20 protein-coding genes and 1 rRNA gene are annotated in these 22,462 nt (G+C 69.5%); 8 read left to right on the top strand and 13 right to left on the bottom strand.

Annotation, left to right across the window (positions count from 1 at the left end):
* Positions 1 to 140 precede the first annotated feature (140 nt).
* Positions 141 to 1,666: ribosomal RNA gene (locus OG966_RS23265) — 16S ribosomal RNA — on the bottom strand.
* An 853-nt stretch (positions 1,667 to 2,519) separates the two neighbouring features.
* On the opposite strand from OG966_RS23265, the gene trpS reads away from it, so the two are divergent.
* A complete protein-coding gene (trpS, locus tag OG966_RS23260; protein ID WP_326651724.1) occupies positions 2,520 to 3,515 on the top strand; it encodes a tryptophan--tRNA ligase in 996 nt (331 codons plus the stop codon).
* A 71-nt stretch (positions 3,516 to 3,586) separates the two neighbouring features.
* Here trpS and proC read toward each other — a convergent pair whose 3' ends face one another.
* Positions 3,587 to 4,396, bottom strand: coding sequence for a pyrroline-5-carboxylate reductase (proC, locus tag OG966_RS23255; protein WP_326651723.1), 810 nt, complete (start codon positions 4,394 to 4,396; stop codon positions 3,587 to 3,589).
* 157 nt (positions 4,397 to 4,553) lie between these two features.
* On the bottom strand, positions 4,554 to 4,883 hold the full coding sequence (locus OG966_RS23250; RefSeq protein WP_326651722.1) for a hypothetical protein: 330 nt from the start codon (positions 4,881 to 4,883) through the stop codon (positions 4,554 to 4,556).
* A gap of 137 nt (positions 4,884 to 5,020) precedes the next feature.
* Between OG966_RS23250 and OG966_RS23245 the strand changes: the two genes are divergently transcribed.
* Both OG966_RS23245 and OG966_RS23240 read left to right on the top strand, forming a co-directional pair.
* Entirely contained in the window at positions 5,021 to 5,527 is a 507-nt protein-coding gene (locus OG966_RS23245; protein WP_326651721.1) for a SigE family RNA polymerase sigma factor, read from the top strand.
* Positions 5,520 to 6,137: a L,D-transpeptidase gene (locus OG966_RS23240; RefSeq protein WP_326651720.1), complete on the top strand. Its 618-nt coding sequence runs from the start codon at positions 5,520 to 5,522 to the stop codon at positions 6,135 to 6,137. Before OG966_RS23245 ends, OG966_RS23240 begins: the two co-directional genes overlap by 8 nt.
* Here OG966_RS23240 and OG966_RS23235 read toward each other — a convergent pair.
* The gene (locus OG966_RS23235; protein WP_326651719.1) at positions 6,134 to 6,871 is read right to left on the bottom strand and encodes an ABC transporter permease; all 738 of its coding nucleotides are present in this window, start codon (positions 6,869 to 6,871) and stop codon (positions 6,134 to 6,136) included. The genes OG966_RS23240 and OG966_RS23235 overlap by 4 nt on opposite strands.
* The gene (locus tag OG966_RS23230; RefSeq protein WP_326651718.1) at positions 6,868 to 7,710 is read right to left on the bottom strand and encodes an ABC transporter ATP-binding protein; all 843 of its coding nucleotides are present in this window, start codon (positions 7,708 to 7,710) and stop codon (positions 6,868 to 6,870) included. The genes OG966_RS23235 and OG966_RS23230 overlap by 4 nt, the downstream gene beginning before the upstream one ends.
* Before the next feature lie 103 nt (positions 7,711 to 7,813).
* Between OG966_RS23230 and OG966_RS23225 the strand changes: the two genes are divergently transcribed.
* On the top strand, positions 7,814 to 8,275 hold the full coding sequence (locus tag OG966_RS23225; RefSeq protein ID WP_326651717.1) for a hypothetical protein: 462 nt from the start codon (positions 7,814 to 7,816) through the stop codon (positions 8,273 to 8,275).
* Between the two features lie 162 nt (positions 8,276 to 8,437).
* Here OG966_RS23225 and OG966_RS23220 read toward each other — a convergent pair whose 3' ends face one another.
* The gene (locus OG966_RS23220) at positions 8,438 to 9,004 is read right to left on the bottom strand and encodes a hypothetical protein (RefSeq protein ID WP_442806745.1); all 567 of its coding nucleotides are present in this window, start codon (positions 9,002 to 9,004) and stop codon (positions 8,438 to 8,440) included.
* Positions 9,005 to 9,039: 35 nt separating this feature from the next.
* Entirely contained in the window at positions 9,040 to 9,366 is a 327-nt protein-coding gene (locus tag OG966_RS23215) for a peptidase (RefSeq protein ID WP_326651716.1), read from the bottom strand.
* Between the two features lie 127 nt (positions 9,367 to 9,493).
* Between OG966_RS23215 and OG966_RS23210 the strand changes: the two genes are divergently transcribed.
* Positions 9,494 to 11,638, top strand: a complete 2,145-nt coding sequence (locus OG966_RS23210; RefSeq protein ID WP_326651715.1) for a serine/threonine-protein kinase — start codon at positions 9,494 to 9,496, stop codon at positions 11,636 to 11,638.
* 23 nt (positions 11,639 to 11,661) lie between these two features.
* Here OG966_RS23210 and ilvD read toward each other — a convergent pair whose 3' ends face one another.
* The 4 genes from ilvD to OG966_RS23190 all read right to left on the bottom strand — a co-directional run bounded on the left by ilvD (position 11,662) and on the right by OG966_RS23190 (position 16,022).
* The gene (ilvD, locus tag OG966_RS23205; RefSeq protein ID WP_326651714.1) at positions 11,662 to 13,512 is read right to left on the bottom strand and encodes a dihydroxy-acid dehydratase; all 1,851 of its coding nucleotides are present in this window, start codon (positions 13,510 to 13,512) and stop codon (positions 11,662 to 11,664) included.
* A gap of 94 nt (positions 13,513 to 13,606) precedes the next feature.
* Entirely contained in the window at positions 13,607 to 14,221 is a 615-nt protein-coding gene (locus tag OG966_RS23200; protein ID WP_326651713.1) for a TetR/AcrR family transcriptional regulator, read from the bottom strand.
* Complete coding sequence (locus tag OG966_RS23195) at positions 14,218 to 15,045, bottom strand: sugar phosphate isomerase/epimerase family protein (RefSeq protein WP_326651711.1); 828 nt, start codon at positions 15,043 to 15,045, stop codon at positions 14,218 to 14,220. The genes OG966_RS23200 and OG966_RS23195 overlap by 4 nt, the downstream gene beginning before the upstream one ends.
* A 23-nt stretch (positions 15,046 to 15,068) precedes the next feature.
* Positions 15,069 to 16,022, bottom strand: coding sequence for a Ppx/GppA phosphatase family protein (locus tag OG966_RS23190; protein WP_326651709.1), 954 nt, complete (start codon positions 16,020 to 16,022; stop codon positions 15,069 to 15,071).
* 40 nt (positions 16,023 to 16,062) lie between these two features.
* Here OG966_RS23190 and OG966_RS23185 point away from each other — a divergent pair, with 40 nt between their 5' ends.
* Positions 16,063 to 16,869 (top strand): hypothetical protein, encoded by an 807-nt coding sequence (locus OG966_RS23185; protein WP_326651708.1) that lies wholly within the window; start codon positions 16,063 to 16,065, stop codon positions 16,867 to 16,869.
* Between the two features lie 49 nt (positions 16,870 to 16,918).
* On the opposite strand, the gene OG966_RS23180 is transcribed toward OG966_RS23185, so the two are convergent.
* Complete coding sequence (locus OG966_RS23180; protein WP_326651707.1) at positions 16,919 to 18,577, bottom strand: BACON domain-containing protein; 1,659 nt, start codon at positions 18,575 to 18,577, stop codon at positions 16,919 to 16,921.
* Between the two features lie 396 nt (positions 18,578 to 18,973).
* Between OG966_RS23180 and radA the strand changes: the two genes are divergently transcribed.
* Together radA and disA are read left to right on the top strand one after the other, a co-directional pair.
* A complete protein-coding gene (gene radA / locus OG966_RS23175; RefSeq protein ID WP_326651706.1) occupies positions 18,974 to 20,428 on the top strand; it encodes a DNA repair protein RadA in 1,455 nt (484 codons plus the stop codon).
* Positions 20,429 to 20,472: 44 nt separating this feature from the next.
* Positions 20,473 to 21,597, top strand: a complete 1,125-nt coding sequence (disA, locus tag OG966_RS23170; RefSeq protein WP_326651705.1) for a DNA integrity scanning diadenylate cyclase DisA — start codon at positions 20,473 to 20,475, stop codon at positions 21,595 to 21,597.
* Between the two features lie 23 nt (positions 21,598 to 21,620).
* Here the strand turns inward: disA and OG966_RS23165 are convergent, their stop codons facing one another.
* Positions 21,621 to 22,412 (bottom strand): hypothetical protein, encoded by a 792-nt coding sequence (locus tag OG966_RS23165; RefSeq protein ID WP_326651704.1) that lies wholly within the window; start codon positions 22,410 to 22,412, stop codon positions 21,621 to 21,623.
* Positions 22,413 to 22,462: the final 50 nt, after the last annotated feature.

Here is a 22,462-nt window from a genome sequence, read left to right as displayed (position 1 = left end):
ACGTTCCACGCCGAAGCAGTACTAGTGAAGCCAGGAAACCGTGCCGAATAGTCAACGTTCCACCCATGAGCAACCAGCACCGGACATTCGCCGGTGTTCTGGCCTCTGACCGGGCAAGCCCGGTAAGAAGTGCTCCTTAGAAAGGAGGTGATCCAGCCGCACCTTCCGGTACGGCTACCTTGTTACGACTTCGTCCCAATCGCCAGTCCCACCTTCGACAGCTCCCTCCCACAAGGGGTTGGGCCACCGGCTTCGGGTGTTACCGACTTTCGTGACGTGACGGGCGGTGTGTACAAGGCCCGGGAACGTATTCACCGCAGCAATGCTGATCTGCGATTACTAGCAACTCCGACTTCATGGGGTCGAGTTGCAGACCCCAATCCGAACTGAGACCGGCTTTTTGAGATTCGCTCCGCCTCGCGGCATCGCAGCTCATTGTACCGGCCATTGTAGCACGTGTGCAGCCCAAGACATAAGGGGCATGATGACTTGACGTCGTCCCCACCTTCCTCCGAGTTGACCCCGGCAGTCTCCTGTGAGTCCCCATCACCCCGAAGGGCATGCTGGCAACACAGAACAAGGGTTGCGCTCGTTGCGGGACTTAACCCAACATCTCACGACACGAGCTGACGACAGCCATGCACCACCTGTATACCGACCACAAGGGGGGCACCATCTCTGATGCTTTCCGGTATATGTCAAGCCTTGGTAAGGTTCTTCGCGTTGCGTCGAATTAAGCCACATGCTCCGCTGCTTGTGCGGGCCCCCGTCAATTCCTTTGAGTTTTAGCCTTGCGGCCGTACTCCCCAGGCGGGGAACTTAATGCGTTAGCTGCGGCACCGACGACGTGGAATGTCGCCAACACCTAGTTCCCAACGTTTACGGCGTGGACTACCAGGGTATCTAATCCTGTTCGCTCCCCACGCTTTCGCTCCTCAGCGTCAGTAATGGCCCAGAGATCCGCCTTCGCCACCGGTGTTCCTCCTGATATCTGCGCATTTCACCGCTACACCAGGAATTCCGATCTCCCCTACCACACTCTAGCTAGCCCGTATCGAATGCAGACCCGGGGTTAAGCCCCGGGCTTTCACATCCGACGTGACAAGCCGCCTACGAGCTCTTTACGCCCAATAATTCCGGACAACGCTTGCGCCCTACGTATTACCGCGGCTGCTGGCACGTAGTTAGCCGGCGCTTCTTCTGCAGGTACCGTCACTTTCGCTTCTTCCCTGCTGAAAGAGGTTTACAACCCGAAGGCCGTCATCCCTCACGCGGCGTCGCTGCATCAGGCTTTCGCCCATTGTGCAATATTCCCCACTGCTGCCTCCCGTAGGAGTCTGGGCCGTGTCTCAGTCCCAGTGTGGCCGGTCGCCCTCTCAGGCCGGCTACCCGTCGTCGCCTTGGTAGGCCATCACCCCACCAACAAGCTGATAGGCCGCGGGCTCATCCTTCACCGCCGGAGCTTTCAACCCCTCCCCATGCAGGAAGGAGTGTTATCCGGTATTAGACCCCGTTTCCAGGGCTTGTCCCAGAGTGAAGGGCAGATTGCCCACGTGTTACTCACCCGTTCGCCACTAATCCACCCCGAAGGGCTTCATCGTTCGACTTGCATGTGTTAAGCACGCCGCCAGCGTTCGTCCTGAGCCAGGATCAAACTCTCCATGAATGTTCTCCCGTAATCGGGATCAACACCACAAGAGCGGAACAGCCGGTCGGAATAAGACCGACTGTTCACAGCGTCCTCGCTGTGTCATTGCCTGCCCCGCTGCAATGAGCGGAGACAGGACTTTCAAAGGAACCTCGAACCTGCCGAAACAGGCCGGGGTATCAACATATCTGGCGTTGACTTTTGGCACGCTGTTGAGTTCTCAAGGAACGGACGCTTCCTTTGTACTCACCCGCAGAACACTGTCTGAAGGCTTTCCTCCGGGCGCTTCCCTTCGGTCTTGCGTTTCCGACTCTATCAGACTCTTTCGTGTCCGATTCCCCGTCGGAGCGGGGTTTCGCTTTCCAGCCTTTCGGCTTTCCGGCGGTTCCGACTCTATCAGATCCTTTCGGGCCTGATTCCCAGTCAGCGGGATTTGTCTTTCCGGCTGTTGGGCCGTTCCGACGAGTGAGACTTTAGCGGAATCCTCGTCCCCGACGCTAATCGGGGTTGCGCTCATTCGAACGCGGATTCCTCATTTCACAAAAGCGCACAGAAAGTCGGGCGACAGAGTGTCGCTCGCTTGTAGTGGATCTTGCGGAATGGCTGTCCGGGGACCGGCCGAAGTCGGTGCTCACGTCGGACAACTCGGAGAACACTACGGATGCCCGTATGTGCTGTCAACTTCGGGCCCGGGTGCGTACTCTCGAGCGCATGACAGCGCGTACGTGCTTCCTCCAGTGGTGGGCCGCCTGACGGCGGCCGGCACTTACGCATGCACTCAACGGCCGCCGCTTCGGCGGCCGTTCTCGTTACTCCCTCCGGGAGTCCGGCCGCTCGACGCGGCGGCTCCAGTCAGGAGACGGAGAGCGGGATGACTCGGATCTTCAGCGGTATCAAGCCGACAGGGCATCTGACCCTGGGCAACTACCTCGGTGCCCTGCGCAGGTGGGTCGAGGTCGATCAGCATCAGGCGGACGCACTGTTCAGCGTGGTCGATCTGCATGCGCTGACCATGGAGCACGATCCGGCGCGGGTGCGCAGACTCAGCCGGCAGGCCGCGACGCTGATGCTGGCAGCGGGCCTGGATCCGGAGCGGTGCACCGTATTCGTACAGAGTCATGTGGACGAGCACGCCCGGCTCTCCTGTCTGCTGGAGTGCACGGCGACGGACGGCGAGCTGCGGCGCATGATCCAGTACAAGGAGAAGAGCGCGCGGGCACGGGCTGCCGGACAGAGTGTGCGGGTGTCGCTGCTGACGTATCCGGTGCTGATGGCGGCGGACATCCTGGCGTACGGGGCCGATGAGGTGCCGGTGGGTGACGACCAGGCCCAGCATGTGGAGCTGACCCGCGATCTGGCCGTGCGGTTCAACCAGAGGTACGGGCATACGTTCACCGTGCCGAAGGCGACGCATCCGCCGGTGGCGGCGCGGGTCATGGATCTGCAGGACCCCACCTCGAAGATGGGGAAGTCGCACGAGTCCGGGGCCGGAATCGTCTATCTGCTCGATGACGCGGACATGGTGCGCAAGAAGATCACGCGAGCGGTCACGGACAGCGGGCGCGAGGTCGAGTACGACCGGGAGAGCAAGCCGGGTATCGCGAATCTGCTCGAAATCCTGGCGTCCTGCGAGGGTGGGAACCCGAACGAGTTGGCCGGTGTATATGAGTCGTACGGAGCGTTGAAGAAGGACACGGCCGAGGCGGTGGTGGAGCTGCTCAGGCCGGTCAGAGAGCGGCATGCCGAGCTGGCGGCGGATCCGGGACACGTCGATGGCGTACTGAGGAAGGGAGCCGAGCGGGCCAGGGGGATGGCGCGGCCGAGGGTCGATGCCGCCTATCGGGCGATCGGGCTCTTGCCCGCGTAGCCGCGGACAAGAGAAAGGGATGCGGCTGCTCCCGCCGCCGTGGCTCCACGACGGCGGGAGTGCGGCGATCGTCAGCCGTTGCCCGAGGCGAGCTCACGGCTACGGTCGCGAGCCGCTTCGAGGGCGGCGATCAGGGCGGCGCGTACACCGTGGTTCTCGAGTTCACGGATGGCACTGATCGTGGTGCCGGCCGGGGAGGTGACAGCTTCACGGAGCTTTACGGGGTGTTCGCCGCTGTCGCGGAGCATCACCGCTGCGCCGATGGCGGCCTGGACGATCAGGTCGTGGGCCTGGGCTCGGGGGAGGCCGAGGAGGATGCCCGCATCGGTCATGGCCTCGACAAGGAAGTAGAAGTACGCCGGCCCCGAGCCGGACAAGGCGGTGGCCGCGTCCTGCTGGGACTCGGGGACGCGGAGCGTCTTGCCGACTCCGCCGAAGATCTCCTCGGCGTGCGCGAGGTGCTCGGCGGTGGCGTGGCTGCCGGCCGAGATCACGGACATGCCCTCGTCGACGAGGACGGGGGTATTGGGCATGACGCGGACCACGGGGGTGCCTACGGTCAGGCGCTCCTCGATGAAGGAGGTGGTGATACCGGCCGCGGCACTGATGACGAGACGCTCGGCGGTGATGTGCGGGGCGAGTTCGTCGAGGAGCTTGCCCATGTCCTGGGGCTTGACGGCCAGGATGAGGGTGTCGGCGCGCTTGGCAGCTTCGGCGTTGTTGACGGGCTCGACGCCGTAACGGGTGCGGAGTTCTTCGGCCCGGTCGGCGCGGCGGGTGGTGACCAGCAGATCGGCAGGGCGCCAGCCGGCGCGGATCATGCCACTGAGCAGGGCTTCTCCGATCTTGCCCGTACCGAGAACTGCGACTGTCTGGGTCATGGCTCTGTTCACCTCGCCGGTGGGGATACGTGGGGTCATCCTCGCACCAGGGGCGTAGCCGTGCCCGGGCGTCCGAGGGGCGGTACGGGTGCGTTCCGGTCCGCGCCCTCGGACGGCAGGTCCCGGCGGAGCCGTCGGGACCTGCCGGTGCAGCTGGCTAGAGGGCGCTGCGGGAGCGCCATTCGGACCAGGAGAGGTTCCAGTCGCCGTAGCCGTTGCCGGAGGCGCGCTTGAAGGTCACCGATACAGGCAGGCCGACGCCGACGTGCCCGCCGTCGGTGATGTTGATGGAGGCGTCGGCCAGGTGGCCGAGGGTGGCGGCGGACGGTGGGGTGGCCGTGGGCCGCGGTGCTTCTGCGGTCGAGTTGGCGACGGGCCGGCGCGGTGGCGCCGCGACGGCGTCCGGTGTCCCGCCCGCGCCGGAGCAGCCGGTGAGCGACAGCGCGCAGATCAGGCCGAGCACGGCAGCCGTGATGTGTCGTGGCATTGAGTTCCCCCCTGGGTCAGCTGAAGGTCAGCTGTGTTGGTCCGGCTTCTGTACGCATGGGAAGGGAGGCAGGTTGCACAGGGGGCGGAGATGGTTTCCCGTGGAACCGAGAGGGCGCCGGGACTGTCCTACCGCTCGTGACGGTGGAGGAGTTCGACGCCTTCTACGCGGGCGCCTTCCCCCGGCTTGTGGGGCAGCTGTACGCGTTGACGGGCGATCACGGCGAGGCGCAGGACGTGGTCCAGGAGGCGTTCGTTCGGGCTTGGGACCGCCGTGCCTCGTTTCTGGCGGAGGAGGCTCCCGAGGCGTGGATCCGTACGGTCGCGATGCGGCTGGCGGTGAGTCGCTGGCGGCGGGCGAGGCGGTGGCTGGAGCTGGTGCGGCACCATCCGCCGGCGGACCGTACGCCGGGGCCCGGGCCCGAACACACGGTGCTCGTCGAGGCGTTGCGGAAGCTGCCCGAGGCGCAGCGGCAGGCGGTGGTGCTGCATCATCTCTGCGATCTGAGCATCGAGCAGATCGCAGCAGAGACGGGTTCACCGGCCGGTACGGTCAAAGCCAGGCTGTCGCGCGGGCGAGCCGCCCTCGCCAGGTTGCTGTCTCCCGGGGAGTCTGCCGACGAGAGGGAAGGCAGCCATGTCTGAGACGGGTCGCGAGCGGGATGGACTCGACTCTGCGCTGCGTGTCCTGGCTGCCGGAGCGGAGGTGCAGTCTTCGCTGTCGGGTGCTCAGATCCGGCGGCGCGGCGAGATGCGTGGACGTCGGCGGCGGGTCGCCGGGCCGACGGCGGCGGCCCTCGCGCTGATCGCCGGTGTCGCGGTCGGGCTGCCGCAGCTGATGGGGGCGGACGAGGCGCGGCAGCTGCCTGCGGCGGTCCCGCCCAGCCCGTCCGTATCGGTGCGGGCGCCGGCAGCCACGATCGAGCGCGGGACGGGGACGCTGACGGTCACCAAGGACGGGGGGCAGCCCCGTTCGGTCGTCGTGGTCCTGGGCAAGGTCGCCCCGGGCCGGTTGACGGTTGTGTCGAAGTCCCCGAAGCGCAAGGTGCCCGCGGAGATCATCGGCTTGGGGGACGCCTACATGCTCAACGCGAGCTGGGTGGTGGAGCTGTCGCGGCCTGATGGCACCACCATGTTCGCCATCCAGTCTCCTTCGGACAGGAACTTCTCCCAGAGCGCGATCGGAGTGGGTTCCCCGGATGCCAAGTGGCTCTACGACCAGCTCGCCGTCGGGGACGTCATCGCCCTGAGCTAGGCGGTACGACGGCGAAGCGTCGCCGCGCCCAGCGCCAGGACCAGGACCGCGCAGGCCGCGACGATCAGGACGTCGCGGGTGAAGTCTGCGGTGGCGTCCGGATGGACGAGGACCTGGGTCATGGCGTCGACGGCGTACGACATGGGCAGGACGTTCGAGATGCCTTCCAGGACGGGCTGCATCTTCTCGCGCTGAATGAACAGTCCACAGAGCAGCAGCTGCGGGAAGATCACGGCCGGCATGAACTGGACGGCCTGGAACTCGGAGGCCGCGAAGGCCGAGACGAAGAGGCCGAGAGCCGTGCCGAGCAGGGCGTCGAGAAGTGCGACGAGCAGCAGCAGCCAGGGTGAGCCGATGACGTCCAGGCCCAGCACCCAGAGTGCGAGGCCGGTGGCGAGGAGGGACTGGACGACGGCGACGAGGCCGAATGCCAGGGCGTAGCCGCCGATCAGGTCGCCCTTGCCGAGCGGCATGGCGAGCAGTCGTTCCAGCGTGCCCGAGGTGCGTTCGCGCAGGGTCGCGATGGACGCCACCAGGAACATCGTGATCAGCGGGAAGATGCCGAGCAGCGAGGCGCCGATGGAGTCGAAGGTCTGCGGGCTGCCGTCGAACACGTAGCGCAGCAGGAAGAGCATCACGCACGGCACGAGGATCATCAGTGCGATGGAGCGCGGGTCGTGGCGCAACTGGCGCAGGACGCGGGTGGCGGTGGCGAGGGTGCGTGCGGTGCTCATCGGGCGTTCTCCTGAAGTGCGTCGGCCTCATCGGTGCCCGCCTGAGGGGTCGTGGCCTGACTGGCGCCGACTTGCCCGGTTTTGGCTTGGCCGGCGTTGGCTTGGTCGACCAGGTGGAGGAAGGCTCCCTCGACCGTGTCGGAGCTGGTGCGGGTGCGCAGGAAGTCCGGGCTGTCCTCGGCGAGGATCTCGCCTTCCCGCATGAGGATCAGGCGGTGGCAGCGCTCGGCCTCGTCCATGACATGGGAGGAGACAAGGATCGCCGCGCCGCGTCCGTCGGCGAGGCGGTGGAAGAGGTCCCACAGATCGCGGCGCAGAACGGGATCGAGGCCGACGGTCGGTTCGTCGAGGACCAGGAGTTCGGGCGTGCCGAGCAGAGCGACGGCGAGGGAGACGCGGGTGCGCTGGCCGCCGGACAGCCGGCCGGCGAGTGAGTCTGCGTGCGAGGTGAGGTCGACGTCGGAGATGGCCCGGGCGACGTGTTCGCGCCGGGCGTCGCGCCGGCGGCGGCCGGGCTGCAGCACAGCGGCGAAGTAATCGAGATTCTGGCGGACCGTCAGGTCGTCGTAGACGGACGGGGCCTGGGTGACATAGCCGATACGGGAGCGGAGCGCGGCGTGGCCCGCCGGTTCGCCGAGGATTTCGAGGGTCCCTGTGACCTTGGCCTGGGTGCCGACGATTGCTCGCATCAGGGTCGATTTGCCACAGCCGGACGGTCCGAGCAGGCCGGTGATCCGGCCGGGCGGCACCGTGAAGTCGATGCCTCGAAGGACGGTGCGGTCTACTCGTACGACGGTGAGGCCGCGGGCCAGGACAGCAGGCCCAGAAGAATTCATCATACGATGAATAGTGCTCCTGGTGCTGTGCCGCGTCAAGAGATGGGGGGTGCGTCAGGGGCATCCCCCATGGCGTTCCCCGGGATGGGCGACGGACCGTGGACATATGAGCCACAACAGTGAGATCTCGAAGGCCGAGCGGCGGCGGCTCGCCGTCGCCTCGGCGACGCTCGGGCCGTGGCGCGCCGCCGCGACAGTCGGTGCGCTGGGCGGCGGCGTCGCCCTCGCGCTCGGCACGATCGGCGACGGAATCGAACTCGGCGTGCTGGCCGGTGCGTTGTCGGTCGCGCTGATGCTGTTCTTCATGGTCGGCGGCGCGGGCGCGGTGCTCGGCGACAAGCCGGGCACGGGCAGCGGCGACGACCGCCGGATCCGGCGGTGGGCCGCGGCCCACCCGTGGCGGGTCGCGGCCGTGCCGGGCGCCCTGATGGTCGCCACCGATGTGGTGGTACGGCAGGCCTTCACCGCTCAGGGGCTGTTCGGCAGCCTCTGGGACGGACTGTGGCGGGGTGCGCTGGTGGTCGGCGTCGTGGGGCTGGTCGGGCGGTTCTCCCGTCGGCAGGCCTGACGCGCCGGCGCCGGCCCACGCCCGGGAGTCAGCTCCTCGATCGTGTCGAAGAGCGCGGGCGGGTAACCGGGGCGGGCGGCGTCGTACCGAGCGGCAGCCGAGTCGAAGGAGAGTGCCCGCAGAGCGTGGTCCGTCATGCGCCTCATCCTCACCGGGACGCCCCTACCTACGCTTGGGCTTGGCGCGCTTTCCCTTGCGGGCGGCAGGGTTGCCGGTGCGGTTGCCACGGCGCTTCTCGTACTGACTGCGGGCCGTCTCGTACTCCGCGCGCCGCAGCTTCTCGCCCGGCGCCTCGGCAAGGGAGCGGAAGAAGTACGCGAGAAGCGCGCCGACGAAGCCGATCGCCTTGAGGGTGCGCAGCGCGTCCTCGGTGGCGGTTCCGGTGGGCCGGCGCGTGAAGCTCTCCCAGGTCTTGCGGAAGGCGACGGCGCTGCAGATCGCGAACATGAGGATGACCAGCATGTTGACGAAGCCGCCGACATCGGCGATGTCCAGGCCCTGGTAGCCGAGCCGCAGGACCAGACAGCCGGCGACGGCGGCGACGAGCGAACCAATGGCGACGCCGGCGCGGCGCAGCCCGTAGCCCCCGTCGCGGCCGACCCAGGTCGTACCGAAGAAACGGATGGGCTCGGGCTGCGGCCCGCCGCCGGTGCCGTTGCCGCCGCCGGTGTGGCTACCGCTGTTCTCGCTGCGGTCGCTCTGGTCGCTCTGCACACTCTGCTCGCTCACGGGATCGATTATCCCCGGGCGGCGCCGGTGTCCCGTCAGGAGCAGCGGATGGTGACATAGCCGTCGCTGCCGGTCTGCACATAGGCGTCCGAGACGAACTGCCCGTTGGCGATGTTGTCCCAGATGTTGGTGGTGCCGTACGGACCGCTCACCGACTCGCCCGGCTTCTGGCAGTTGATGGGCACCCGCGCTCCGAGCGGGAGCACCTTGATGAGCCGGTAGTTGGTGCCGGGGCCGCTGCGGACGTTCAGCTGGCAGCCCGGTGCGACCGGATAGCGCTTCGACCCCAGCGACTCGCCCGCCACGGCCCCCGCCTCGGCCTCGACACCCTCGACGCCGTTCTGTACTTCTTCAACAGCCATCGGACTCTCCCCCGTTGAAACGTGCTCTCTGTACGCCGCGCAGGCTAGCAAGCCACCGCTGCATCGCACGCATCATCGACTAGGCTCCGTGCGTCGCGCTTGCGCACGAACCACACGGGGGTGGGAAATGCCACCGCTGCGCACCACCGGGAAGTTTCCGGAAGCGGAGCATCCGGAATATGCCGGGCAGTACCGGCTTGAGGCATGCCTGGGCACAGGCGGCATGGGGGTCGTCCATCTGGCCACCTCCGCCTCGGGGTTGCGCCTGGCGGTCAAGGTCATCCATGCCGAGCATTCCTCGGATCCGGAGTTCAGAGCCCGCTTCCAGCAGGAGGTCGCGGCGGCCCGCCGGGTCAGCGGGGCCTTCACCGCGCCCGTCGTCGATGCCGACCCCGAGGCCGAACGGCCCTGGATGGCCACGTTGTTCATCGAGGGCCCGACGCTCGCGGAGCGCGTGAAGCGGAACGGACCGCTGGATGCGGCGGAGCTGCGCAGGGCCGGCGCGGGGCTGGCCGAGGCGCTGCGCGACATCCACCGCGCCGGCGTGGTGCACCGCGATCTCAAGCCGAGCAATGTGCTGCTGGCGCCCGACGGGCCCAAGGTCATCGACTTCGGTATCTCCCGTCCCACGGACAGTGATCTGCGTACGGAGACGGGCAAGCTGATCGGTACACCGCCGTTCATGGCGCCCGAGCAGTTCCAGCGTCCGCGCGAGGTGGGACCGGCCGCCGATGTGTTCGCGATGGGCGCGGTACTGGTGCACGCGGCCACCGGGCGCGGGCCCTTCGACTCGGACAGCCCGTACATCGTGGCGTACCAAGTGGTGCACAACGAACCGGACTTGGCAGGTGTGCCGGAGGATCTCGTACCGCTGTTCCGGCGCTGCCTCGCGAAGGACCCGGCCGACCGGCCGACGCCGTACGAGCTGATGGTCGCGCTGCGTGCGTCCTCGCCGTCGGCCTCGTACGACACCCAGGCCTACATACCTGCGCAGCGGACGCCGGACCCCCGGGAGAGCGCGCCGCGTGGTCTCGTCGCCGGAATCCGGACCGCACCGCGGGCCTGGCGCGGCAAGAAGATCCGCTGGGTGGCCGCCGCGCTCGCGGTGCTGGTCACGGCCGGCATCATCACCGCACGCACGGTGGCCGACGGCGACAGCACGGGATCCGCTACCGCCACGCCTCGCGCGGGGCAGCGCTTCCACCCCTGGAGTGTCCCGCTGCGCGGCGGGCACGCGGAGAACAGGACGCCGGTCTGCGCTTCCGCGGGCCCGGCGCTGTACTGCACGGCGCCCGGGATCAAGGCCGCCCGGCTGAGCCCGAACGACGGCAGGACGCTCTGGGAGGCGAAGGCGGGCGACAGCGCGACGCAGACCGACGCGGGCATGACGCCCCTGCTCGCCGGCGGGCTGCTGCAGGTGGTGGCGCCGGGCGGGGACCACCTCGAGGCGCTCGACCCGAAGTCGGGCAAGGTGCGCTGGGACCTGGACATCTCGCGGTACTCGACCGTCCGGCACGCCGCCGGTGTGGTGCTGCTGGTGACGGACGGCGGACTCGTGCGAGCCGTCGACGCCACCACGGGCGAGGTGCGCTGGACCCGGCAGCGCGGCGGACGCGGCACCCAGTGGGTCTCCTCCCCCGGCGGCGAAGGACCGGCCCTCGCCGCGACGCCCGCGGCGAACGGGGCGTCCACGCTGGTCAGCGCGGTCGACCCGACCAGTGGCGACCTGCTCTGGGAGAAGCGCGTCAAAGGTTCGCTGAGCCCGGTGCAGCTCGAGGGCGGCGCCCTGTATCTGCTCTCCGCCGACACCGACGGCTTCACGGACGCCGTCGTTCGCCTCGACACAGCGGAGAAGACCCGTACCGTCCGCCGCATTCCGCTGTCCGTCCCGGTCGACCAGGCCCAGGCGGCGGTGGCCGGGGACACCGTGTATCTGTCCGGCTCAGGAGGCTCCCTCCTCGCCGTCGACACCCGTGCCGCCACCGCCACGAAGGCCGCTCAGCTCTGGCGGCTCGAGACCTCGGTCACGCATCTCTCGCGCCCAGCCGCCGACGGCCGCGCGGTCTATGTGACGGCCGGAGACGGACGGCTGCTGGCCGTGGACGCCACCCGCGGTGTGCTGCTCGGCCAGTCGAAACCCCGTATGGACGACGGGCGTTACACCTTCCCGTCCGTACTGCCCACCCCTGTCGTCACCGACGGCAGGGTCGTCGCCGGCGCCCCGGACGGCTCGGTCTTCGCACTCGATGCCCGGGACCCGGCGCAATGGTGAACTGCTGAGCCGGTGAGCCGACGTCAGCCGAGTCGGGACACGTCCCGGACCGCGCCCTTGTCCGCGCTCGTCGCCATCGCCGCGTACGCGCGCAGCGCCGCCGACACATTCCGCTCACGCGACTTGGGGGCGTACACCCCGTCCAGCGCCTCACGGCGGGTGGCCAGCTCGGCCTCGGAGACGAGAAGATCGATCGAACGGTTCGGGATGTCGACACGGATGCGGTCGCCGTCCTCGACGAGCGCGATGGTCCCGCCCGAGGCCGCCTCCGGCGAGGCGTGGCCGATCGACAGCCCCGACGTGCCGCCGGAGAAGCGGCCGTCCGTCACCAGCGCGCAGGCCTTGCCGAGTCCCCGCCCCTTCAGGAAGGACGTCGGGTAGAGCATCTCCTGCATACCGGGGCCGCCCCTGGGGCCCTCGTAGCGGATGACGACGACGTCGCCCTCCTTGATCTGCTTGCGGAGGATCTTGTCGACCGCCTCTTCCTGCGATTCGCAGACGACGGCCGGACCCTCGAAGGTCCAGATCGACTCGTCGACGCCGGCCGTCTTCACGACACAGCCGTCAACCGCGAGATTCCCCTTGAGGACGGCCAGTCCGCCGTCCTTGGAGTACGCGTGCGCCGCGTCGCGGATGCAGCCGCCTGCCGCGTCCGTGTCGAGGCTCTCCCACCGCTCGGACTGCGAGAAGGCGGTCGCCGACCGCACACAGCCCGGCGCCGCGTGCCACAACTCGACGGCCGTCTCGGACGGCGAGCCACCCCGGACGTCCCACGTTTCCAGCCAGTCCTTGATGCTGGACGAATGGACGGTGTGCACGTCCTCGTTGAGCAGCCCGGCGCGGTAGAGCTCGCCGAGGATGGCCGGGATGCCGCCGGCGCGGTGCACGTCCTCCATGTAGTACGTGCCGCCGGGCGCGACGTTCGGAGCGACCTTCGCCAGGCACGGGACGCGGCGCGAGACCGCGTCGATGTCCTTGAGGTCGTAGTCGAGCCCGGCCTCCTGCGCGGCGGCGAGCAGGTGCAGGATCGTGTTGGTCGAGCCGCCCATGGCGATGTCGAGTGCCATGGCGTTGTCGAAGGCGGCGCGGGTCGCGATATTGCGCGGCAGGACGGACTCGTCGTCCTGCTCGTAGTAGCGCTTGGTGATCTCGACGACGGTGCGGCCGGCGTTCTCGTACAGCGCCTTGCGGGCGGTGTGCGTGGCCAGCACCGAGCCGTTGCCCGGCAGGGAGAGGCCCATGGCCTCGGTCAGGCAGTTCATCGAGTTGGCGGTGAACATGCCGGAACAGGAACCGCAGGTCGGGCAGGCGTTCTCCTCGATACGGAGGACATCCTCGTCCGAGACGTTCTCGTTGACCGCGTCCACGATGGCGTTGATCAGGTCGAGCTTGCGGACCGTGCCGTCGACGAGCGTGGCCTGTCCGGCCTCCATCGGACCGCCCGAGACGAAGACGACCGGGATGTTGAGGCGCAGCGCGGCCATCAGCATGCCCGGCGTGATCTTGTCGCAGTTGGAGATGCAGATCAGCGCGTCGGCGCAGTGCGCCTCGACCATGTACTCGACCGAGTCGGCGATCAGGTCGCGGGACGGCAGCGAGTACAGCATTCCGGCGTGGCCCATCGCGATGCCGTCGTCGACCGCGATCGTGTTGAACTCGCGCGGCACCGCGCCCGCCGCCAGGATCGCGTCGGAGACGATCCGGCCGACCGGCGCGAGGTGGGTGTGTCCCGGCACGAACTCGGTGAAGGAATTGGCCACCGCGACGATCGGCTTGCCGATGTCCGAGCTCGCTACGCCCGAAGCCCGCATAAGGGCGCGGGCGCCCGCCATGTTCCGGCCGTGGGTGACAGTGCGGGACCTCAGCTCGGGCATCGTCGCTCGCTCCTCAATAGGGGTAGAACTCCCATCGAGCGTACGCCGCAGCTCCAAGATCTGGACAGCGCGTCCGTTATACGGGACGGCCGGCTCACGCTTCGGTCAGATACCGCTGAAGCGTCGGGGCCACCATCGCCACGATCTCCTCGGGGTCCGCCGAGGCCAGCGGCTCCACCTTGATCACATACCGCAGGATCGCGATGCCGATCATCTGCGAGGCAGCCAGCTCCGCCCGGAACTTCGGATCCGGTACGTCGAGGTCCCCTGCCAGCCGTTCGAGCAGCCGCCGCAGTACGAAGCCGCGCAGCACCTTGGCCGCCGCCTCATGGGTGAGCGCGGAACGGACAATCGCCAGCAGCGGCCCCCGGGTCGCCGGGTTCTCCCACACGCCGATGAAATAGCGGGCGAGCCGTTCGCCGATGCCGTCCGCGCCCTGCCCCAGGATCGCCGGGATGACCAGCGCCGGCTCGAAGGAGACCTCGATGGCGGCCGCGAAGACCTCGTCCTTCGTACCGAAGTAGTGATGGACGAGTGCCGGGTCGACGCCCGCCGCCCTGGCGATACCGCGGACGGTCGTCTTGTCGTAGCCCCGCTCGGCGAACTCCGTACGGGCCGCCTCGAGGATCCGCTCCCGGGCTCCGGGGCCCTCGTCCGTCTCCGTACGGGCCGGCCGCCCGCGCCGCCGCGGAGCCTGTGCGCCGGTCATGATCGGCTGATCCCCGATGCGGCCGAGGCGAGATGCAGCCGGGTGAAGGCGAGCGCCTCCGCCAGATCGGCTTCGCGTTCGGCGGCGGACATCGCACGCCTGGTGTTGACCTCGATGACGACATGGCCGTCGAAGCCGGTGCCGGCGAGGCGCTCGAGCAGCTCGGCACAGGGCTGATTGCCGCGGCCCGGGACCAGGTGCTCGTCCTTCGCGGACCCCTTGCCGTCGGCGAGATGGACATGGCCGAGGCGGTCGCCCATCCGGTCGACCATGGCCATGGTCTCGGTGCGGGACGTGGCCGTGTGCGAGAGGTCGATCGTGAAGTGGCGGTAGTCCTCCTTCGTGACGTCCCAGTCGGGGGCGTACGCCAGCATCTCGCGGTCCCGGTAGCGCCACGGGTACATGTTCTCGACAGCGAACCGGACGTCCGTCTCGTTCGCCATCCGCCAGATCCCGGTCACGAAGTCACGCGCGTACTGCCGCTGCCAGCGGAACGGCGGGTGCACGACGACCGTCGAAGCGCCCAGCTTCTCGGCCGCCGCCTGCGCGCGCTGGAGCTTCACCCAGGGGTCCGTGGACCAGACCCGCTGGGTGATCAGGAGACAGGGCGCGTGGACAGCGTGGATCGGCATCTGGTGATAGTCGGAGAGCCGGCGCAGGGCCTCGATGTCCTGGCTCACGGGATCGGTCCAGACCATGACCTCGACACCGTCGTAGCCCAGGCGCGCGGCAATCTCGAAGGCCGTCGCCGTGGACTCCGGGTAGACGGAAGCCGTCGACAGGACAACCTTCGCATCCGGGATACGCACCGCTGGTTCTGCCACGGGAGACAGGGTACGGGCCCGCGCTAGCGGCTCGGGAGTTGGTCCAGGCGGGGCGGGAGGTGGTCGAGGCGCCGCAGAATCACGCCCTCGCGCAGCGCCCAGGGGCAGATCTCGAGCGTCTCGGCGCCGAACAGATCCATCGCAGCCTCCGCGACCACCGCTCCGGCCAGCAGCTGACGGGCGCGGCCCTCGGAGACGCCGGGGAGTTCGACACGCTCCTCGACCGTCATGGCGGCGAGTCTGGGGACCCACTCCTGCAGTGATTTACGACTCAGTTCCCGCTGCACGTAAAGCCCCTCGGTGGAGCGCGCCGCGCCCGCGATACGGGCCAGCTGCCTGAAGGTCTTGGACGTCCCCACGACGTGGTCCGGCTTCCCGAACCTGCGGAACTCGCCGACCGTACGGGCGATTTCCGCCCGCACATGGCGGCGCAGCGCCTTCACGTCCTGGGGGTCGGGCGGGTCGCCGGGCAGCATTGCCGCGGTCAGCCGGCCCGCGCCGAGCGGCAGCGACACCGCGGCGTCCGGCTCCTCGTCGATCCCGCAGGCGATCTCCAGCGAACCGCCGCCGATGTCCAGGATCTGCAGCCTTCCGGCGGACCAGCCGAACCAGCGGCGGGCGGCGAGGAAGGTGAGCCGGGCCTCGTCCTCGCCGGTCAGCACGGCCAGATCCACGCCGGTCTCGGCCTTGATCCTGGCCAGCACCTCGTCGGCGTTGCTGGCCCCACGTACCGCCGAGGTGGCGAACGGGAGCACCTGCTCGCAGCCCTGGTCCTCGGCGGACTGCACGGCGCGCGCGATCGTCTCGATCAGCCGGGCGACGCCCTCGGGCCCGATCGCCCCGTTCTCGTCGAGAAGTTCGGCGAGCCGCAGTTCGGCCTTGTCCGAGTGGGCGGGCAGCGGTCGGGCACCGGGGTGGGCGTCCACCACCAGCAGGTGCACTGTGTTCGAACCGACGTCGAGGACTCCGAGTCTCATGGACCGAACGCTACTGCTGTCGCACGCATACTCTGGTGTTGTGCCAAAGACGAAAAAGGCGAAAGCGGGCAAAGCCGAGCCCCCGAAGAACCTCAAGCGCGACGAGAAGGGCCTGGACTTCGCGCGCGCGTGGGTCGAGTTTCCCGACCCCGCCGACGACGAACAGGTCTTCCGCTGCGATCTGACCTGGCTGACCTCACGCTGGTCCTGCATTTTCGGCAGCGGCTGCCAGGGCATCCAGGCGGGCCGCGCGGACGACGGCTGCTGCACGCTGGGCGCGCATTTCTCCGACAAGGACGACGAGAAACGGGTCGCGGGGCATGTCGCCCGCCTCACTCCGGAGCTGTGGCAGTTCCACGACGTCGGTACGTCGTCGGGCTGGGTCCAGACCGACGACGACGGCGAACGCCAGACGCGCCGCTGGGAGGGCTCCTGCATCTTCCAGAACCGTCCGGGATTCGCGGGCGGGGCAGGCTGCTCGCTGCACATCCTGGCCCTGCAGGAGGGCAAGGAGCCGCTGGAGACGAAGCCGGACGTGTGCTGGCAGCTGCCGGTACGGCGTACGTACGACTGGATCGAGCGCCCCGACGACACAAAGGTGCTGCAGGTCTCGATCGGTGAGTACGACCGGCGCGGGTGGGGCCCTGGCGGCCACGACCTGCACTGGTGGTGCACGTCGGCGACATCGGCGCACGGGGCGGGAGAGCCGGTGTTTGTGACATACCGCCCGGAGCTGACGGAGCTGATGGGCAAGGAGGCGTACGACGTGCTGGTGGAACTCTGCGAGGCGCGACTGTCTTCACAGCTCCCCCTGGTGGCTCCGCACCCGGCGGACCCGAAGGCGTAGCGGCCACCGGGGCACCTCAGGCGGGTCCGAAGCCTGCCGCCGATCCCTCTCAGGGCGCGGACGCGGAGTCCGACGCCGAGGGAGTCGGGTCCGGCGGGGTGGAGGCCGAGGGCTCCGACGTGGGGTCCGAGGGGGTCGGCGTCGGGTCGGACGGCGTCGGGGCCGGGTCCGACGGGGTTGGCGTCGGGTCGGGCGGCCGCGGTGTGTGCGAGTGCGTCGCGCCCCAGCCGTCGATCTCCACAACCGCTCCCGACGGGTCGATCCCCACCCGCGCGCTCCACGGCCCCGACGGCTCCCGCGCGTGGTCCACGGTGATGTAGATCGTGATCGACTCGCCCGGGTTGAGCGTGCCCGAGGAGCGGCTCATGTACAGCCACGGCGCGTCCGTCCAGGCCGACCAGGCCACCGGGGAGCCGCCGGACGCCGTGAGCGTGATCCGGGTGCTGTCACCGGACGGCTGCGCGTCGACCGTGAGACGGCCCGAGCCCGCCGCGCCGGGGCGGGACGGTGGCGCGGGCGTGCCCGCGCTGATGACCTCGACCGAGACGTCCGAACGGCTGTCCGCCGTGAACCTCGTGTCCGGTTCCGCACGCGCGTTGCCCGCGTTCTCGTAGTGGCCGTAAGGATCGCCGTCGAGCCCGCCCGGCCGGTCCGCCTCGCTCGCGGTGACCGAGGCCCCACCGTGCCGCCCCTCCCCTGTCAGCGGCGCGCCCCGGTACGCCGCCCACAGCGCGAGCACCGGCGCCGCCACGACCGTCGCCACGACCGTGGTCGTCACCACCCGCGCCCGCAGCCGGTCCCGCCGGGCCGCGTAGTCCTTCGGGTCCAGCGGGAAGCCGCCGGAGTCGAAGCGCGGCGCACCCGTGAGGGCGCGCGGTACGTGCAGCATCGCGACGTACGCGGCGGCCCGCGGTGCCGTGACCAGCGGGAGCACGGCCGGGGTGACGGCCGACCCCGGCCACAGCCCGCCCGCGCCGGCGCGCTCGGCGACGCGACGGCAGCGCGGGCAGTCGTCGACGTGCCGGACGAGTTCCTGGCGGAGTGCCGTGGAGAGCAGCACCCGGTGGTCGTCGGCGAGCCGCGCGACGGCCGGGCAGTTCCCCGTCTCGACGACGGCGAGCGCGGCACGGGTGCGCTCCACCTCGCAGGCCGCGGCCGCCAGCAGCTCGCGCGCAGCCAGTGCGTCCAGGCCGAGAACCGCGGCGACCTGGCGGACGCCGAGGCCGTGCCGTACAGCCAGTTCCAGGGCCTCTCGCTGTTCCGGGGTCGTACCAGCCGCCTCCGGCCAGGCCAGCAGCGTCAGTTCACGGCGGCGGCGCTCCGCGGTCTCCTCCGGGACCCGCGGCCCTGCCTCCTCGGAGACGGCGGCCCGCGCGGGGCGCCCGCCGTGCGCCCCCTGCCGCTTGCGCCGCTGCTCGGTCAGCCGGCGCAGACAGGCCCAGCGCGCGAGCGCGTACAGCCATGCCTTCCGCTCGGCCTCACCGGCCGGGCTACGCCCGTACTGCCGCTCGGCGATGGCGAGTACGTCGCCGAGGAGCCCGGTCGCCGCGTCGTGGTCGCAGAGCACGGAGAGGCAGTAGGTGAACAGGCCGTCGAGATACGGCTCATAACGTGCGGGCGGGCGCTGCGCCGACGAACGGGGCGCGCGCCGGTGCGCCCGATGTGCGCCGGTGGTGTGCGTGGAGGGTTCCAGCCTGCTGCTCGTCACGTCGCGACCGTAGGCGCAGGACGAGATCCCGTTCATACCTCTTGAACACTTTTAATCCTTACGGGTGAACAGTTCGCCCGAAGGGGGACAGGAATCGTTAATTCCGCCCCTACTGGACCACCGGCGTACGCCGGACGGCGATGAGTTCGGCGCCGCCGGGCAGTCGCCCCGTCATGGCCGGAGCGGCTGGACACCGGCCTGCTGGACGGCATCCACACCAGGTTCGTCCCGGTCCTGCTCGGCGCCGGCAGGCGTGCCATGTCGGCGGGCCCGTCGGACCGAAGCGGATCCGGTCCGCGGCTCGGCGGACATCACCCACCTGCGCTTCGACGTCGGTAAGTGGCCCGCGGTGACCGCGGCGACCGCGTTGTCAGCGCTCCCCGATACGGTCTCCGCATGGCTGCCCGTACGAAATCCGCGAAGGACCGGCCGTCCTACCGCTGCACAGAATGCGGCTGGACGACCGCCAAGTGGCTCGGCCGCTGCCCCGAGTGCCAGGCCTGGGGCACGGTCGAGGAGTACGGCGCGCCCGCTGTCCGTACGACCGCGGCGGGCCGCGTCTCCACCGCCGCCGTCCCCATCGGCCAGGTCGACGGCCGGCAGGCGACCGCCCGCTCCACCGGTGTGGACGAGCTCGACCGCGTCCTCGGCGGCGGTCTGGTGCCCGGCGCCGTCGTGCTGCTCGCGGGCGAACCGGGCGTCGGCAAGTCCACGCTGCTGCTCGACGTCGCCGCCAAGGCCGCGAGCGACGAGCACCGGACGCTGTACGTCACGGGCGAGGAGTCCGCGAGCCAGGTCCGCCTGCGCGCCGACCGGATCCATGCCCTGCACGACCACCTCTATCTCGCCGCCGAGACCGATCTCTCCGCGGTCCTCGGCCACTTGGACGCGGTCAAGCCGTCCCTGCTGATCCTCGACTCCGTACAGACCGTCGCATCGCCGGAGATCGACGGTGCGCCCGGCGGCATGGCGCAGGTCCGCGAGGTCGCCGGCGCGCTGATCCGCGCCTCCAAGGAGCGCGGGATGTCCACGCTGCTGGTCGGCCATGTCACCAAGGACGGCGCGATCGCGGGACCGCGACTGCTCGAGCATCTGGTGGACGTCGTGCTGTCCTTCGAGGGCGACCGGCACGCCCGCCTTCGTCTCGTACGGGGTGTCAAGAACCGCTACGGCACGACCGACGAAGTCGGCTGCTTCGAGCTGCACGACGAGGGCATCACCGGCCTGGCCGACCCCTCGGGCCTCTTCCTCACCCGCCGGGCCGAGGCGGTCCCCGGCACCTGTCTCACGGTCACCCTGGAAGGCCGCCGCCCGCTCGTCGCCGAGGTGCAGGCGCTGACCGTCGACTCGCAGATCCCTTCGCCCCGGCGCACCACCTCGGGTCTGGAGACCTCACGGGTGTCGATGATGCTCGCGGTCCTCGAGCAGCGCGGCCGGATCACCGCGCTCGGCAAGCGCGACATCTACAGCGCGACCGTCGGCGGCGTGAAGCTCTCCGAGCCCGCCGCGGACCTGGCGATCGCGCTCGCGCTCGCCTCGGCCGCCAGCGACACTCCGCTTCCCAAGAACCTCGTCGCGATCGGCGAAGTCGGCCTCGCGGGGGAGGTCAGACGGGTCACGGGCGTCCAGCGCCGACTCGCTGAAGCCCACCGGCTCGGCTTCACGCACGCACTCGTACCGTCCGATCCCGGCAAGGTCCCGACCGGTATGAAGGTCATAGAAGTGGCCGATATGGGGGAGGCGCTGAGGGTGCTCCCGCGCGGGCGGCAGAGGCCTTCCGACGGGGCCTCCGTAACGGCCCCGCGCAAAGAGCGTGCGGAGGCCACCCGGGACGACGACCCGCGCCGGTAGACTTTGCCCTGGTCTCGCCCATCCGTACGAGCCGGAGGAGTGCAGTGGCAGCCAAGGACGGGGCATCAGCACCCGGAAAGTCCGGCGGAGGCTCCGGCAACGAAGCGCTGATCCGCGCCGCCCTGAGCGCGGTCGCTCCCGGCACCGCCCTGCGCGACGGCCTGGAGCGGATCCTCCGCGGCAACACCGGAGGCCTGCTCGTCCTCGGCATGGACAAAACTGTCGAATCCATGTGTACCGGCGGTTTTGTGCTGGATGTGGAATTCACCTCGACCCGGCTGCGCGAGCTGTGCAAACTCGACGGCGCGCTCATCCTCGACAAGGACATCAGCAAGATCCACCGGGCCGGTGTGCAGCTGGTCCCGGACGCGTCCATCCCTACCGAGGAGACCGGCACCCGCCACCGCACCGCGGACCGGGTATCCCGGCAGTGCGCCTACCCGGTCGTCTCCGTATCGCAGTCCATGCGGCTGATCGCGCTGTACGTGGACGGCGAGCGCCGCGTGCTGGAGGAGTCGGCCGCGATCCTCTCCCGCGCCAACCAGGCCCTCGCGACGCTGGAGCGGTACAAGCTCCGCCTCGACGAGGTGGCGGGCACACTCTCCGCCCTGGAGATCGAGGACCTGGTGACGGTCCGGGACGTGACGGCGGTGGCGCAGCGTCTGGAGATGGTGCGCCGGATCGCCACCGAAATCGCCGAGTACGTGGTGGAGTTGGGCACCGACGGCCGCCTTCTCTCCCTCCAGCTCGACGAGTTGATCGCCGGAGTGGAGCCGGAGCGGGAGCTGGTCGTCCGTGACTATGTGCCGGAGCCGACCGCGAAGCGGTCCCGTACGGTCGCCGAGGCGCTCACCGAGCTGAATGAGCTCACCCACGCCGAGCTGCTCGAACTGCCTATAGTCGCGAAGGCGTTGGGATACACCGGCGCTCCCGAAACACTCGACTCCGCGGTCTCGCCACGGGGTTACCGCCTGCTGGCGAAGGTGCCGCGGCTGCCCGGCGCGATCATCGAGCGGCTCGTCGAGCATTTCGGCGGACTGCAGAAGCTTCTCGCGGCCAGCGTCGACGATCTGCAGACGGTCGACGGCGTGGGCGAGGCGCGGGCCCGCAGCGTGCGCGAGGGGCTTTCACGGCTCGCCGAGTCCTCGATCCTCGAGCGGTACGTCTAGCCTCCGGCCCCGGCCGGGGCCGGTCAGTCCTTGTCCAGGCGGAACGACGCAGGCAGCACCGTCACGCCCTTGATCTCCGCTTCCAGCAGGTACGTACCGGGCGGGACGGCCCCCGCGGGCGGCGTGGCGCACTGCGGCGCGCTCCGCCTGCGGTCCCACTCCACGGTATGCGTGATGCTCGCGCCCGCCGGGACCCTCAGCAGCAGACTGCCCGGCGTGTGCGGGCAGTCCTTGGAGGACCACACATCGTCGTCCTTGTCGTCGGTGACCGTCAGCACGACCGCCTTGGGGCCGAAGTCCGCCTTGCAGGTCGTCGCCGACGAGTTGGCGGCGACCAGCTGGAACGTGGGCTTCACCCCCGGCTCGTACGAGACTTTGAGGCTGCGCAGCGTGAACTTCACAGCGCCGGGGGCGCAGTCGGGGAGGCTGGAGCCCGCGGGAACCTGCTGGCCGCCCCCGCCGCCGCTGGAAGCACCACCCGTTCCGTTGTCGCCGTTCTTGCCCGGGTCACCGCCCGATCCGGCATCCGTACCGTCGCTCTCGCCACCGGTGTCGCCGCCGGTGTCGCCCGACTCGTCGCGGCCGCCGGGCTGTTCGCTGATCGCGGGCCCCGACTGGGCGGGTCCGGGCGTGATGGAGGGCGCGGGAGTCGAGCCGTTGGCGCCGTCGTCGGCCTTGCCCCCTTTGCCCCCACCGGAACTGAGGGCCCATGCGATCAGCAGCGCGAGGAGCGCGATCAAAGACGCCGCGACTGCCCTCCGTCGCCAGTAGATGGAGGAGGGGAGCGGCCCGATCGGATTGCGCAGAGATCCCACGGCCCAAACTCTACGAGAGATCCGGTCCAACTCCCGCCCCACCCGCCGCC

Source organism: Streptomyces sp. NBC_01750 (genome assembly GCF_035918095.1).
GTDB lineage: Bacteria > Actinomycetota > Actinomycetes > Streptomycetales > Streptomycetaceae > Streptomyces.
Note: the sequence above shows the minus strand (reverse complement) of the source record. Positions and strands in the feature narration are given on the sequence as shown.

What these genes read in the sequence shown, in the direction of transcription:
- OG966_RS23215 (WP_326651716.1), bottom strand. Translation starts at nt 9,366, where the DNA reads ATGGCTGTTGAAGAAGTACAGAACGGCGTCGAGGGTGTCGAGGCCGAG.
- OG966_RS23225 (WP_326651717.1), top strand. Translation starts at nt 7,814, where the DNA reads ATGAGCCACAACAGTGAGATCTCGAAGGCCGAGCGGCGGCGGCTCGCC.
- OG966_RS23190 (WP_326651709.1), bottom strand. Translation starts at nt 16,022, where the DNA reads ATGAGACTCGGAGTCCTCGACGTCGGTTCGAACACAGTGCACCTGCTG.
- OG966_RS23240 (WP_326651720.1), top strand. Translation starts at nt 5,520, where the DNA reads ATGTCTGAGACGGGTCGCGAGCGGGATGGACTCGACTCTGCGCTGCGT.
- trpS (WP_326651724.1), top strand. Translation starts at nt 2,520, where the DNA reads ATGACTCGGATCTTCAGCGGTATCAAGCCGACAGGGCATCTGACCCTG.
- OG966_RS23210 (WP_326651715.1), top strand. Translation starts at nt 9,494, where the DNA reads ATGCCACCGCTGCGCACCACCGGGAAGTTTCCGGAAGCGGAGCATCCG.
- OG966_RS23200 (WP_326651713.1), bottom strand. Translation starts at nt 14,221, where the DNA reads ATGACCGGCGCACAGGCTCCGCGGCGGCGCGGGCGGCCGGCCCGTACG.
- OG966_RS23230 (WP_326651718.1), bottom strand. Translation starts at nt 7,710, where the DNA reads ATGATGAATTCTTCTGGGCCTGCTGTCCTGGCCCGCGGCCTCACCGTC.
- ilvD (WP_326651714.1), bottom strand. Translation starts at nt 13,512, where the DNA reads ATGCCCGAGCTGAGGTCCCGCACTGTCACCCACGGCCGGAACATGGCG.
- proC (WP_326651723.1), bottom strand. Translation starts at nt 4,396, where the DNA reads ATGACCCAGACAGTCGCAGTTCTCGGTACGGGCAAGATCGGAGAAGCC.
- OG966_RS23235 (WP_326651719.1), bottom strand. Translation starts at nt 6,871, where the DNA reads ATGAGCACCGCACGCACCCTCGCCACCGCCACCCGCGTCCTGCGCCAG.
- radA (WP_326651706.1), top strand. Translation starts at nt 18,974, where the DNA reads ATGGCTGCCCGTACGAAATCCGCGAAGGACCGGCCGTCCTACCGCTGC.
- OG966_RS23250 (WP_326651722.1), bottom strand. Translation starts at nt 4,883, where the DNA reads ATGCCACGACACATCACGGCTGCCGTGCTCGGCCTGATCTGCGCGCTG.